This window comes from Rhodanobacter soli (assembly GCF_040548735.1).
GTDB classification, from domain to species: domain Bacteria; phylum Pseudomonadota; class Gammaproteobacteria; order Xanthomonadales; family Rhodanobacteraceae; genus Rhodanobacter; species Rhodanobacter soli_A.
Map to the genome: position 1 here is coordinate 532,206 of NZ_JBEPSD010000001.1, position 13,548 is coordinate 545,753.

Here is a 13,548-nt window from a genome sequence, read left to right on the forward strand (position 1 = left end):
GGGAATCCGTTGCGGAGGTCAGCCGAGCTTACCGTAGGAGCCGGCTCGCGGGCGATGCCGCAAAGCGGAACGCCCGGGCGACCTTGCGGGCACCGGGCGTTCCGTACCGCATTGCAGCGGGAGGTTCCTCAGCCCACCGGCACCTGTGCCAGCTGCGCCAGGCGACGAACCGCGACCGAGGCGATCGGATAGTCCGCGTTCTGGGTGAGGATTTCCGCCAGCATGCCGCGAGTGTATTGCAGCGTGGCGTCGTCGCGCTGCAGCCACGCCTGTACCGGCGAAACATCCTTGCTGCCGCCGCCGAGGTTCAACACCTGCAGCGACAGCGCCCGGTGCTGGTGGTTGAGTTCATCCAGCAGCGAACCGCGAGCCTGCGCGTGCCAGTGGCCTTCCACCGGCAGCGCCTCGATCTGGTCGCGCAGCCACTCCAGGTCCAGCGCCTCGCCCAGTTCGTAGAACACGCCGGCCACCTTCTCGATCGGCTGGCCGCTCTGCTGGCTCACCTCAACCATGTCCAGCGCCGCGCGCAGCTCCGGCATGCGGGCCATCCGCAGCGCCAGTTCCGCCGGCAGGCCCAGGCCTTCCCACTTTTCCTGGCTGGAGGAGAAATCGCCCTTGCCGGTCGGCGTCAGCACGCCCGGCAACGCCTTGCGCAAGGCCGACACGCCGGCCTGGTAACGCTCGACGTTGGCGGCGATGTCCAGCGAACCACCCGGGCGGTTCAGCAGCCAGCGGGTCATGTGGCGCAGCAGCGACCAGATCTGCTTGATCGCGTCGATCTGGGTGTTCTCGGCGACCTTGGCGTCCAGCGCCTCGATCTCCGCCCACAGCTCGCGCGCTTCGAGGATCTCGCGTGCCGCGGTATAGGCCTTGGCGATCGCCGCCGGACCCTGCCCGGTGTCTTCCTGCATGCGCATCATGAAGGTGGCGCCCATGCGATTGATCGTCGAGTTGGTCACCGCGGTGGCGATGATCTCGCGCTTCAGCCGGTGGCGCTGCATGTGCGCGGCGTACTTCTCGTGCAGCGGCGTCGGGAAGTAGCGCACCAGTTCCTTCGACAGGTACGGGTCTTCCGGCACGTCCGAGTCCAGCAATTGCTGGAACAGGCGCATCTTGTCGTACGACAGCAGCACCGCCAGCTCCGGCCGGGTCAGACCCAGCCCGCGGCTCTTGCGCTCGGCCAGCTCGGCTTCGCTGGGCAGGTTCTCGACCTGGCGATCGAGCGTACCCTCGGCCTCCAGCGTGCGGATGAAGTGCGCCATCGAACCGATGCGATGCACCGACTGGTGCTCCATCAGGGTGATCGCCTGGTTCTGCCGGTAGTTGTCCCACAGCACCAGCTGACCCACTTCGTCGGTCATCGCGGCGAGCTGCACGTTGCGCGCATCGAAACCCAGCTCGCCACGCTGCACGGCGTCGTTCAGCAGGATCTTGATGTTCACCTCGTGGTCGGAGGTGTCCACGCCGGCAGAGTTGTCGATGAAGTCGGTATTCAGCAGCACACCCTTCTGCGCCGCCTCGATACGGCCTTTCTGGGTCATGCCCAGGTTGCCGCCCTCGCCGATGATCTTCGCGCGGACGTCGGCGCCGTTGATGCGCAGCCCGTTGTTGGCGCGATCGCTCACCTCGGCATGCGTTTCACCGGACGACTTGATGTAGGTACCGATGCCGCCGTTCCACAGCAGGTCGACCGGCGCCTTCAGGATCGCACTGAGCAGGTCGGTCGGCGCCAGGTGCTCGACGTCGGGCTTGAGCCCCAGCGCCACGCGTACTTCCGGCGAGATCGGGATCGACTTGGCGCTGCGCGGATAGACGCCGCCGCCGGCGGAGATCAGCGACTTGTCGTAGTCGTCCCAGCTCGAACGCGGCACCTTGAACAGGCGCTGGCGCTCGACGAACGTGCGCGCCGCGTCGGGATTGGGGTCGAGGAACACGTGGCGATGGTCGAACGCGGCCACCAGCCGGATGTGCTCGGACAGCAGCATGCCGTTGCCGAAGACGTCGCCGGACATGTCGCCGATGCCCACGCAGGTGAAGTCCTGGCTCTGGCAGTCGCGGCCCAGCGCGCGGAAGTGGCGCTTGACCGATTCCCACGCACCCTTGGCGGTGATGCCCATGCCCTTGTGGTCGTAGCCGTGCGAGCCGCCGGAGGCAAACGCATCGCCGAGCCAGTAGTTGTGCTCGATCGAGATCGCGTTGGCGATGTCGGAGAACGTGGCGGTGCCCTTGTCGGCTGCCACCACCAGGTAGGGGTCGTCCGCGTCGTGGCGCACCACGTCGTGCGGGTTCACCACCTTGCCGTCGACCAGGTTGTCGGTGATGTCGAGCAGGCCGTTGATGAACAGGCGGTAGCAGGCGATGCCCTCGGCCAGCTGCGCGTCACGGTCGCCGCCGGCGGGAGCCTTCTTGACGAAGAAGCCGCCCTTGGAACCGACCGGCACGATGACCGTGTTCTTGACCATCTGCGCCTTGACCAGGCCGAGCACCTCGGTGCGGAAATCCTCGCGCCGGTCGGACCAGCGCAGGCCGCCGCGCGCCACCGCGCCGAAGCGCAGGTGGATGCCCTCGACGCGCGGGGCGCACACCCAGATCTCGCGGTACGGCACCGGCTTGGGCAGGTCGGGCAGCATGTGCGAGTCGAACTTGTAGCTGATGTAATCGCGGTACGCGCCGCCCCACTGCTGGAAGAAGCTGGTACGCAAGGTGGCGCGGATCAGCTTCACGAAGCTGCGCAGGATGCGGTCCTCGTCGAGACTGGCCACGTTCTCCAGCAGGATCCCGATCGCGTGTTCGACAGCCTGGATCTGCTCGTCGCGCGGCTTCGCCAGCATGGCACCGAGGCCGTCGATCAACGCGGGCTGCGCGGCCTGCACGTTGGCCGGAATCAGCGCGTGCATCTCGGTGGCCAGGGTGGCGCCCGCGGCCTTCAGCTCGTCGGCGGAAAGCGCCTCGCGGCGCGGATCGAACTTGGCCAGGAACAATTCCACCAGCAGGCCGGCGATTGCCGGATAGCGGTTGAGGGTTTCCTCCATGTACGACTGCGAGAAGGTCGCGCCGGTCTGCAGCAGGTACTTGCAGTAGCCGCGCAGCATCGCCACCTGGCGCCAGCTCAGCTTGGCGCCCAGCACCAGCCGGTTGAAGCCGTCGTTCTCGGCGTTGCCACGCCAGATCTTCTCGAACGCATCCTCGAACAGCGCACCAACCTGCTCCACGCTGAAGGTGAGCTTGCCGACCGGCTGCACCTCGAAATCCTGGATCGACAGCGGCGCATCGCCGGAGATGTCGTAGACATGCTCGGTGAGCACGCGCAGGCCGAGATTCTCCAGCTGCGGCAGCACCTCGGACAGCGCGATGTCGCCGCCCGAACGGTAGACCTTGAAACGCAGCGTCTCCGGCTCCTTCGGCGGGTGGTAGAACGACATCCGCAACGCGTTGTCGCCGGCCAGCTGCGACAGCTGGTGGACGTCCTCGGCGGCCACCGCCGGGTTCACGTCCTCGACGTAGCCGGCCGGCAGCGAACGCGCGTAGCGGTTGGCCAGCACCACGCCTTCATGTTCGCCGCGCAGCTGCACCAGCGCATCGCGCACCTCGTCGTGCCAGTTGCGCACGATGCCGGCGACGCCCCGCTCCAGTTCGGCGAGGTCGTACACGGGCTGGTCGCCGATCTTCGGCCGCAGCACGATGGTCAGCCGCGCCAGCGCGGCCTCGCCCATCTGCACCGAGGAATCGCTCTGCTCGACGTGCAGCGCCGAACCCAGCAACGCCTCGATGCGTTCGCGCACCGAGGTGTTGAAACGGTCGCGCGGCACGAACACCATGCAGGTGAAGAAGCGGCCGTAACGGTCGCGGCGAATGAACAGTCGCGTGCGTGCGCGCTGGCGCAACTCGAGGATGCCCATCGCGGTGGCGAACAGCTCGTCCTCGGTACTCTGGAACAGTTCCTCCCGCGGCAAGGTTTCCAGGATGTGCCGCAGCGACTTGCCGGAATACGAATCGCGCTTCAGGCCCGAGCGCGCCAGCACGGTCTCCACCTTGTGCCGCATCAGCGGCACGTCCTGCGGACGGGCCATGTAGGCGTTGGAGGAGAACAGGCCGAGGAAACGCTGCTCCGCCACGGCACGGCCGTCGGCGCCGAACTGCAGCACGCCGATGTAATCCATGTAGCCGGTGCGGTGCACGTGCGAACGCGCGTTGGTCTTGGTCAGGATGATCGCATCGGTGGCGCCGGATTGCGGCAGCTCGCTGGCGGCCAGCGTGCGCAGCGAGCGCGGCGCCATCGAGCGCTCGTTGCTGCGCAGGATGCCCAGGCCGGACGACTCGATCGCACGCAATACGCGATCGCCGTCGGCATCGGCGACTTCGTATTCACGATAGCCGAGGAAGGTGAAGTTGTCGGCGGCGATCCAGCGCATGAACTCGCTGGCCTCCTGCACCGAGGCGGCATCCAGCGGCAGCTTGCGCTGCGGCAGTTCGTTGGCGACCGCCAGCGCCTTGTCGCGCATCGCCGACCAGTCGCTCACTGCCGCGCGCACGTCGTCCAGCGCTGCCTCGACATGCGCCTCCAGCTGCGCCTGCTCGGCAGTATCGGCGAGCCGGTCGATCTCGAAATGCATCAGGGATTCGGCGTTGCCGGCGTCGCCGCCGAGGCTCAGCAGCTTGCCGGAAGCGTCGCGCGCCACCTTCAGCACCGGGTGGATCACCGCATGGATCTGCAGCTTCGCCGAGACGATCATGCTAACCGTGTCGACCAGGAACGGCATGTCATCGGTGACGATCTGCAGCAGGCTGCGCCCGGCCTGCACATCCGCCGGGCTGAGCACGCGCACGCTGGCGCAACCGGCGCGGCGCTGCTGCATGAACTCCAGCAGGCTGCCGACCAGCGCCGCCCACTGCACCGGTGTGTGCAGATGCGCGTCGCCGCCCCCGATACGTGCAAAGAAAGCTTCGCAGAAAACCTGCGCCTCGTTCAGGCGCTCGGGCGAAAAACCGCCCTTTTTCAGCTCTGCAAACACTACTGACGGAAGGGAAGGGTCGTTCGCCGCAAGAGTCGCATTCATGGCATCTTCTGGTTAGTGGAGACGATGGTCGGGAAGGCAGGTAAAAAGCCTTGAAAGGATACGCTGCGCGGCAGGGCGAATCCAGCCGCGTAGCTTGCCAAAACCATGCCCGTGCGCATGTTCCGGCTTGTCGCGCCGAGTCCCGCGCAAGACGCGCGGATCGCTCCTCGACACGCAACGCACCGCGAGACACCCCGGGGCACGCAACCTCCGCGACGCATGCCGGACGAACCTCTGCCGCTCGCCCCGCAACCGAGGTGCCCAGATCATCGCCCCGCTTGTCAATGACTGGATTCACGACAGCCATAAAATGTAAACTGGCCAGTATAGTCTGGCAGCGAACCGCTTGGCATCGCGCCTCGCCGAACGGCGACGCGATTCGAGCAGCGGTCATTCGCGGCCAGGCCAACCTATGACACAAGACATACGGAGCGCGATGCAGTATCCCGTCCACGGCAATCTGCAGCGAACCCCGGCAAGCCCCCCATCCCCGTTCAAGCAAGTCCTGGAGCTCCCATGAAGCCTTCATCACCGAGCATGACCTTGTTGTGCCTGAGCCTGCTGGCGCTGGCCGCCTGCGGCAAGGGCAAGGAACAAGGCCCGCCGCAGATGCCGCCACCGGAAGTCGGCGTGATCCGGACACAACCGCAAAGCTCACCGCTGACCAAGGACCTGGTGGGTCGCCTGTCGCCTTACCGCAGCGCCGACGTACGCGCCCGCGTGGCCGGCGTGCTGCTCAAGCGCACCTATACCGAAGGCACCGACGTCAAGCAGGGCCAGTTGCTGTTCCAGATCGATCCGGCCCCGTTGAAGGCCGCGCTGGACGCCGCCGAGGCTTCGCTGGCGCAGGCCCAGGCCACGTACACCAACACCAAGGTCAACGCGCAGCGCGCACGCGAGCTGGCGCCGAAGGGCTACATCTCCAAATCCGACCTGGACAACGCGCAGGCCAGCGAGCGCAGCGCAGCCGCCGCCGTGCAGGCGGCGCGCGCCAACGTGCAGACCGCGCGCATCAGCCTCGGCTATGCCAGTGTGACCTCGCCGATCGAGGGCCGCGCCGGCCAGCAGCAGGTGACCGAAGGTGCGCTGGTCGGCAACGGCGGCGACGCCACCCTGCTTACCACGGTCGACCAGATCGACCCGCTCTATGTGAACTTCACCATGAGCGTGGCCGACATGGAGCAGATGCGCCGCGCGCAGAGCAACGGCAACGTCACCCTGGCCGAACCGAACAAGGCCAGCGTGCAGATCGCCCTGCCCGACGGCAGCGCCTATACCGAAGCGGGCACGCTCGACTTCTCCTCCACCACGGTCGACCCCGCCACCGGTGCGGTGAACCTGCGCGCGCAGATTCCCAATCCGAAGCACAACCTGCTGCCGGGCATGTACGTGACGCTGAAAGCGCAGCTGGGCGAACAGCACAAGGTGTTCCTGGTGCCGCAGGAAGCCGTGCTGCGCGACACGGTGGGCGCCTATGTGTTCACCGTGGGCAAGGACGGCAAGGTCGCGCGCCGCGACGTCACCACCAGCGCCGCGAGCGGCGGCAACTGGGTGGTCACCGCCGGCCTCGCCGCGGGCGAGCAGGTGATCGTTTCGGGCGTGCAGAACGTGAAGGAAGGCGCACCGGCCAAGGCCTCGCCATGGCAACCCAGCACCGCGGGCAGCCGCGGCCCCGCCGCGGCCGCCAGCGCGCCGGCGCGCGGCAAGTAAGGGAGTCCGGACATGCCGAGTTTCTTCATCGACCGCCCGATCTTCGCCTGGGTGGTCGCCATCCTGATTTCCCTGGGTGGCGTCCTGGCGATCCTCAACCTGGGCGTGGAATCGTATCCGTCGATCGCGCCGCCGCAGGTCGTGGTCAACGCCACCTATCCCGGCGCCAGCGCCGACACCACCGAGAAAACGGTCACCCAGGTGATCGAGCAGCAGCTCACCGGCATCGACCACCTGCTGTACTTCAGCTCGTCGTCCAGCGCCAGCGGCCGTGCCAGCATCACGCTGACGTTCGAGAGCGGCACCGACCCGGACATCGCCCAGGTGCAGGTGCAGAACAAGGTGGCGTTGGCCACGCCGCGCCTGCCTTCCGAAGTGACCCAGCAGGGCGTGGTGGTGGCCAAGGCCAATGCCGGCTTCCTGATGGTGGTGGCGCTGCAGTCGGACAACCCGAGCATCGATCGCAACCGCCTCAACGACATCGTCGGTTCGCGCGTGCTCGACCAGATCTCGCGCGTGCCCGGCGTCGGCAGCACCCAGCAGTTCGGCTCCGAATACGCCATGCGCATCTGGCTGAACCCCGACAAGCTGCAGGGCTACGGCCTGTCGTCTTCGCAGGTGCTGGCGGCGATCCAGGCGCAGAACGTGCAGTTCGCCGCCGGCTCGATCGGCTCCGACCCGGCGCTGCCCGGCCAGGGCTTCACCGCCACCGTCTCGACTGAAGGCCGCTTCACCACGCCCGAGCAGTTCGCCGGCATCATCCTGCGCGCGAACCCCGACGGCACCACGGTCACCCTCGGTGACGTGGCTAGGATCAGCTTCGGCCCCGGCAGCTACGGCTTCGACACCACCTGGAACGGCAAGCCGATCGGCGCCTTCGCGATCCAGCTGCTGCCCGGCGCCAACGCGCTGAACGTGGCCACCGCCGTGCGCGGCAAGATGGACGAGATCGCACCCAGCTTCCCGCAGGGCGTGAGCTGGTTCAGCCCGTACGACAGCACCACGTTCGTGAACATCTCGATCAACGAGGTGGTGCACACCCTGGTCGAGGCGATCATCCTGGTGTTCCTGGTGATGCTGCTGTTCCTGCAGAACATCCGCGCTACCATCATTCCCACCCTGGTGATCCCGGTGGCCCTGCTGGGCACCTTCCTCGGCATGCTGCCGCTCGGCTTCACCATCAACCAGCTGACCCTGTTCGGCATGGTGCTGGCCATCGGCATCGTGGTCGACGACGCGATCGTGGTGATCGAGAACGTCGAGCGCATCATGACCGAGGAGGGGCTGTCGCCGAAGGATGCCACGCGCAAGGCGATGGGCCAGATCACCGGCGCGATCGTGGCGATCACCGTGGTGCTGGCGGCGGTATTCATCCCCTCGGCGCTGCAGCCGGGCGCCTCGGGCATCATCTACAAGCAGTTCGCGCTGACCATCGCGGTGTCGATGGGGTTCTCCGCGCTCCTCGCGCTGTCGTTCACGCCGGCGCTATGCGCCAGCTTCCTGCAACCGGAGCACCACAAGAAGAAGAACGTCGTATTCCGCAAGTTCAACGAGTTCTTCACCTGGACCACGCACACCTACACCGGCCACATCGGCGGTGCGGTGCGCCATGCGCCGCGCTGGATGCTGGCCTTCGTATTGATCGCGGTGCTCGGCGGCTTCCTGTACACCCGTCTGCCCGGCAGCTTCCTGCCGGAAGAGGACCAGGGCTACGCGCTGTCCGTGATCCAGCTGCCACCGGGCGCCAGCAAGCAGCGCACCAGCGAGGTGATGGCGCAGATGCGCGCCATCCTCGACAAGGACTCCGCCGTGGAAGGCGTACTCCAGGTGACCGGCTTCAGCTTCATCGGCTCCGGCGAGAACGCCGGCATGGCCTTCATCAAGCTCAAGGACTGGGACAAGCGCGATGTCACCGCCGCCGAGTTCATCCAGCGCGCGAACATGGAACTGCACGGCATCCGCGACGCGCGCATCTTCGTGGCGAACATTCCCACGGTGCAGGGCCTGGGCCAGTTCGGCGGCTTCGACATGTATCTGCAGGATCGCAGCGGCGCCGGGCGCGAAGCGCTCACCCAGGCGCGCAACACGCTGCTGGGCAAGGCGGCCCAGAACAGCGGGCTGACCGGCGTGCGTCCCAACGCGCTGGAGGATTCCCCGCAGCTGCACCTGGACGTGGACCGCGTACAGGCGCAGTCGATGGGCCTGTCGGTGGGTGACATCTACAACGCGATCGGCCTGATGCTGGCGCCGGTGTACGTGAACGACTTCACCTACGGCGGCCGCGTGAAGCGCGTGATCATGCAGGCCGACGCGCCCTACCGCATGAGCCCGGATGCGCTGCAGCACTTCTTCACCCCCAGCACGCAGACCACCGCCGCCGGCACGCCGTCAATGATCCCGCTGTCCAATGTGGTGCACGCGAAGTGGGAGGTGGGCTCGCCCTCGCTGACCCGCTACAACGGCTACGCGGCGGTGGAGATCGTCGGCTCGCCGGCGCCGGGGCATGCTTCGGGCGAGGCGATGAACGAGATGGAGAAGCTCGTCACCAACGACCTGCCCAAGGGCTTCGGCTTCGACTGGACCGGCCAGTCGTACCAGGAGATCCTCTCCGGCAACGCCGCCACGCTGCTGATGGTGCTGTCGATCGTGATCGTGTTCCTGGCGCTGGCCGCGCTGTATGAAAGCTGGTCGATCCCGGTCTCGGTGCTGCTGGTGGTGCCGCTGGGCATGCTCGGCGCGGTGGTGTTCACCCTGTTGCGCGGCCTGCCCGACGACATCTACTTCAAGATCGGCCTGATCACGGTGATCGGCCTGGCGGCGAAGAACGCGATCCTGATCGTGGAGTTCGCGGTGGAGCAGCAGGCGCACGGACAGACGCTGCGCGCCGGCGTGATCGAGGCGGCGCGACTGCGACTGCGGCCGATCCTGATGACCTCGCTGGCGTTCATCCTGGGCGTGCTCCCGCTGTTCATCTCCAGCGGCGCCGGCGCCAACGCGCGCCACGCGATCGGCACCGGCGTGATCGGTGGCATGATCTTCGCCACCTTCCTCGGCGTGCTGCTGATCCCGGTGTTCTACGTGGTGGTGCGCCGCCTGCTCGGCGACAAGCTGGACGGCGATACGCCAGCGCCACCGGCGACGAGCCACGGCGGCATGCAGTCGTTCGATTCGGATCCGCGCCGCGGCGCGTGATCCATCCGAAGCAGAAAACGAAGAGCCCGGCAGTGCCCCTGCCGGGCTCTTCGTTTCAAGCGTAACGAATGCAGAAGATCGCTGGCGGGACGGCCTCTTGCGCTACCGTCAACGCAGGCCGGTTTCCGCGCGCGCGATCACCAACCGCTGGATCTCGCTGGTGCCTTCGTAGATCTCGGTGATCTTGGCGTCGCGGTTGAGCGCTCCAGCGGACACCGCCAAAGGCGGTGTGCTGGAACGCGGCACGACTCAGCGCAGACCCGTCTCCGCCCGCGCGATCACCAACCGCTGGATCTCGCTGGTGCCCTCGTAGATCTCGGTGATCTTGGCGTCGCGGAAGTAGCGCTCCAGCGGCATCTCCTTCGAGTAGCCCATGCCGCCGTGGATCTGCACGGCCTGGTGGCTGATCCACATCGCCGCCTCGGAGGCGGTGAGCTTGGCCACCGCCGCCTCGGTACCGAAGCGCCCGCCGTTCTTCTCGGTCTCGCCCTTGGTCCAGGCCGCACGCAGGGTCAGCAGGGTCGCTGCATCGAGCTTGCACTTCATGTCGGCGATCTTCGACTGGGTCATCTGGAACGTGCCGATCGGCTGGCCGAACGCCTTGCGGTCGCGCGACCACTGCAGCGTGGCCTCATACGCGGCGCGGGCGATGCCTACCGCCTGCGAGGCGATGCCGATGCGGCCGGCGTCGAGCACGCCCATCGCGATCGAGAAGCCCTTGCCCTCTTCACCGAGCAGGTTTTCCTTCGGCAGCACGTAATCGGTGAACTCGATCTCGCAAGTGGCCGAAGCACGGATGCCCAGCTTCGGCTCGGTCTTGCCGGCGTGGAAGCCCGGCAGCTGCGTGTCGACGATGAAGGCCGACACGCCTTTCGCGCCGATGCCCGGCGTGCTGATGGCGAACAGCACGATGTAGCGCGCCACCGGACCGGACGTGATCCAGCTCTTCTTGCCGTTGATCACCCAGTCGCCGTTCGCGTTCTTGGTGGCGCGGGTGTGCATGGCCGAAGCGTCGGAGCCGGACTGCGGCTCGGTCAGCGCGTAGGCGCCGATCGCCTCGCCGGTGGCGATCGCGCGCACGAACTTCTGCTTCTGCTCCTCGTTGCCATGCTTGAGGATGCCGTTGCAGAACAGCGAATTGTTCACCGACATCACGGTCGCGGTGGCTGCGTCGGCCGCGGCGATCTCGATCATCGCCAGCACGTAGGCGATCGGATCCATGCCCGCGCCGCCATACTCCTCCGGCACCTCGATGCCCATCAGGCCGAGCTGGCCCATCTCGCGGATGTTCTCCAGCGGAAACTCGCCCTTGGCATCCAGTTCGGCCGCCACCGGCGCAATGCGCTTCTGCGCAAAGTCGCGGGCGATCGCCTGGATCGACAACTGGTCTTCGGTAAAACGGAAATCCACGGGCTGCTCCTGAAGGCAATCAAGCCGGCAATTTTAGCGGGAAATGGCACGCAGGCTTGCCGGTGCGCGCTTGACGCGTCGCAAAGGCCGGCCTAGCCTATACATCTTTCTATCGCGATACAGGGATAACCGATGGATCTGGCCACCGCTTCCAGCGTGCTGCGCCTGCTGGCCGACCCCACCCGCGTGCGCCTGCTAGCCCTGCTCGAACACGAGGAGCTCACCGTGGCCGAACTGGCCGCGGTGCTGCACCTGGCGCAGCCGCGCGTGTCCACCCACCTGGCCAAGCTCAAGGAAGCCGGCCTGGTGCGCGACCGCCGCGCCGGCGTGTCGGCCTACTACCGCGCCAACAACGAAGGCGACGAGGCCCAGCACAACCTGCTCGCTTCGCTGCGCGCCAGCATCGACGACGCGCTGCTGCGCGAGGACTCGGCGCGCCTGCCCGGCGTGCTCGCGAACCGTGCCCGCGAGGAAGGCTGGGCCGACACCGTGGCCGGCGACATGGAGCGCCACTACTCACCCGGCCGCACCTGGGAAACCCTGGCGCGCTCGCTGCTGCAGTTGCTGGAGACCGGCGACGTGCTCGACATCGCCTCCGGCGACGGCATCACCGCCGAGCTGCTGGCGCCGCACGCGCATTCGATCGTCTGCGTGGATTCCAGCGAGCGCGTGGTCGAAGCCGCCGCGAAGCGGCTGAAGGCGTTCGCCAACGTGCGCGTGATCCAGGGCGACATGCATGCGCTGGAACTGGGCGAACAACGCTTCGACCTGGTGCTGATGCTGCACGCGCTGACCTATGCCGAGCATCCCGCCCGGGCCGTGGCCGAAGCGGCGCGGCTGCTGCGCCCCGGCGGCCGTCTACTCGCCGTGACGCTGGGCCAGCACGATCACCGCGCCGCGGTCGAACCGTTCGACCACCGCAATCTCGGCTTCAGCAACCAGCAGCTCGACGGCTACGCGCGCGCCGCCAGCCTCGACGTGTTGAGCTGCAACCGGCTCAGCCGCGAGCGCAAGGCGCCGCATTTCGAAGTGATCAGCCTGCTGGCGCGCAAGCCCGCTTGAATAACTGTTGCACCGCTTAACCAAAGGAAGTTCGATGAGTACCCTGCCCTGGCTTCACCCCGATCGCGTCGCCCTGCTGGAGCAGGCGTTGCGCCAACGCATCCTGATCCTCGACGGCGGCATGGGCACCATGCTGCAGGCACACGAGCTGGATGAAGGCGGCTTCCGCGGCGAACGCTTCGAACATGGCCACGACGGCCACGCGCACGCCCACGATCATCCTGGCTGCGACCTCAGGGGCAACAACGATCTGCTCACGCTGACCCAGCCGCAGATCATCCGCGGCGTGCACGACGCCTACCTGGAAGCCGGCGCCGATCTGGTCGAAACCAACACCTTCAACTCCACCCGCATCAGCCAGGCCGATTACAAGCTGCAGCACCTGGCACAGGAATTGAACCGCGAAGGCGCGAAACTCGCCCGCGCCGCGTGCGATGCGATGACCGCGAAAACACCGGAAAAGCCGCGCTTCGTGATCGGCGTGCTCGGCCCCACCAGCCGCACCGCCTCGCTGTCGCCGGACGTCAACGATCCGGGATTCCGCAACGTCACGTTCGAGGAACTGGCGCAGAACTACACCGAATCCGCCAACGGCCTGATCGACGGCGGCGCCGACGTCATCATGGTCGAAACGATCTTCGACACGCTGAACGCGAAGGCTGCGCTGTTCGCATTGAGCGAACTGTTCCATCAGCGCGGCGCACGCGTCCCCGTGATGATCTCCGGCACCATCACCGACCGTTCCGGACGCACCCTGTCCGGCCAGACCGCCGAGGCGTTCTACTACTCGGTGCGCCATGCGCGGCCGTTGTCCGTCGGCTTCAACTGCGCGCTCGGCGCCGAGGACCTGCGCCCGCACGTGCAGACCCTGGCCAATCTCGCCGAGACCTACGTCAGCACGCATCCGAACGCCGGCCTGCCGAACGCCTTTGGCGAATACGACGAAACCCCCGAACACATGGCCAGCGTGATCGGCGGCTTCGCCCGCGACGGCCTGCTGAACCTGGTCGGCGGCTGCTGCGGCACCACGCCGGCGCATATCAGGGCGATCGCCGAGGTGGTGCGCAACGTCGCACCGCGCGTGCTGCCTTCCGCCGATCAAGCGGAGGCCGCATAA

Annotated in this window: 7 protein-coding genes; 4 read left to right on the plus strand and 3 right to left on the minus strand. The window is 67.0% G+C overall.

The genetic code is table 11. The features are described from left to right. Positions 1 to 128 precede the first annotated feature (128 nt). A complete protein-coding gene (locus tag ABIE04_RS02515; protein WP_354547005.1) occupies positions 129 to 5,057 on the minus strand; it encodes an NAD-glutamate dehydrogenase in 4,929 nt (1,642 codons plus the stop codon). 516 nt (positions 5,058 to 5,573) lie between these two features. On the opposite strand from ABIE04_RS02515, the gene ABIE04_RS02520 reads away from it, so the two are divergent. Continuing rightward, positions 5,574 to 6,767 (plus strand): efflux RND transporter periplasmic adaptor subunit, encoded by a 1,194-nt coding sequence (locus tag ABIE04_RS02520; RefSeq protein ID WP_354547006.1) that lies wholly within the window; start codon positions 5,574 to 5,576, stop codon positions 6,765 to 6,767. A 12-nt stretch (positions 6,768 to 6,779) separates the two neighbouring features. Next, on the plus strand, positions 6,780 to 9,959 hold the full coding sequence (locus ABIE04_RS02525) for a multidrug efflux RND transporter permease subunit (RefSeq protein WP_354547007.1): 3,180 nt from the start codon (positions 6,780 to 6,782) through the stop codon (positions 9,957 to 9,959). A gap of 108 nt (positions 9,960 to 10,067) precedes the next feature. On the opposite strand, the gene ABIE04_RS02530 is transcribed toward ABIE04_RS02525, so the two are convergent. Both ABIE04_RS02530 and ABIE04_RS02535 read right to left on the minus strand, forming a co-directional pair. After that, positions 10,068 to 10,175 carry an acyl-CoA dehydrogenase family protein gene (locus ABIE04_RS02530; protein ID WP_354547008.1) on the minus strand — a complete coding sequence of 36 codons (108 nt, stop codon included), beginning with the start codon at positions 10,173 to 10,175 and terminating at the stop codon, positions 10,068 to 10,070. 33 nt (positions 10,176 to 10,208) lie between these two features. Beyond that, a complete protein-coding gene (locus tag ABIE04_RS02535) occupies positions 10,209 to 11,369 on the minus strand; it encodes an acyl-CoA dehydrogenase family protein (RefSeq protein WP_354547009.1) in 1,161 nt (386 codons plus the stop codon). Positions 11,370 to 11,501: 132 nt separating this feature from the next. On the opposite strand from ABIE04_RS02535, the gene ABIE04_RS02540 reads away from it, so the two are divergent. Beyond that, entirely contained in the window at positions 11,502 to 12,431 is a 930-nt protein-coding gene (locus ABIE04_RS02540; RefSeq protein WP_354547010.1) for an ArsR/SmtB family transcription factor, read from the plus strand. A gap of 34 nt (positions 12,432 to 12,465) precedes the next feature. Further along, on the plus strand, positions 12,466 to 13,548 hold the full coding sequence (locus ABIE04_RS02545) for a homocysteine S-methyltransferase family protein (RefSeq protein ID WP_354547011.1): 1,083 nt from the start codon (positions 12,466 to 12,468) through the stop codon (positions 13,546 to 13,548).

Bases quoted from the DNA above. Each gene is read 5' to 3' on its own strand.
- ABIE04_RS02515 (WP_354547005.1), bottom strand. From the start codon at position 5,057: ATGAATGCGACTCTTGCGGCGAACGACCCTTCCCTTCCGTCAGTAGTG.
- ABIE04_RS02520 (WP_354547006.1), top strand. From the start codon at position 5,574: ATGAAGCCTTCATCACCGAGCATGACCTTGTTGTGCCTGAGCCTGCTG.
- ABIE04_RS02525 (WP_354547007.1), top strand. From the start codon at position 6,780: ATGCCGAGTTTCTTCATCGACCGCCCGATCTTCGCCTGGGTGGTCGCC.
- ABIE04_RS02540 (WP_354547010.1), top strand. From the start codon at position 11,502: ATGGATCTGGCCACCGCTTCCAGCGTGCTGCGCCTGCTGGCCGACCCC.
- ABIE04_RS02545 (WP_354547011.1), top strand. From the start codon at position 12,466: ATGAGTACCCTGCCCTGGCTTCACCCCGATCGCGTCGCCCTGCTGGAG.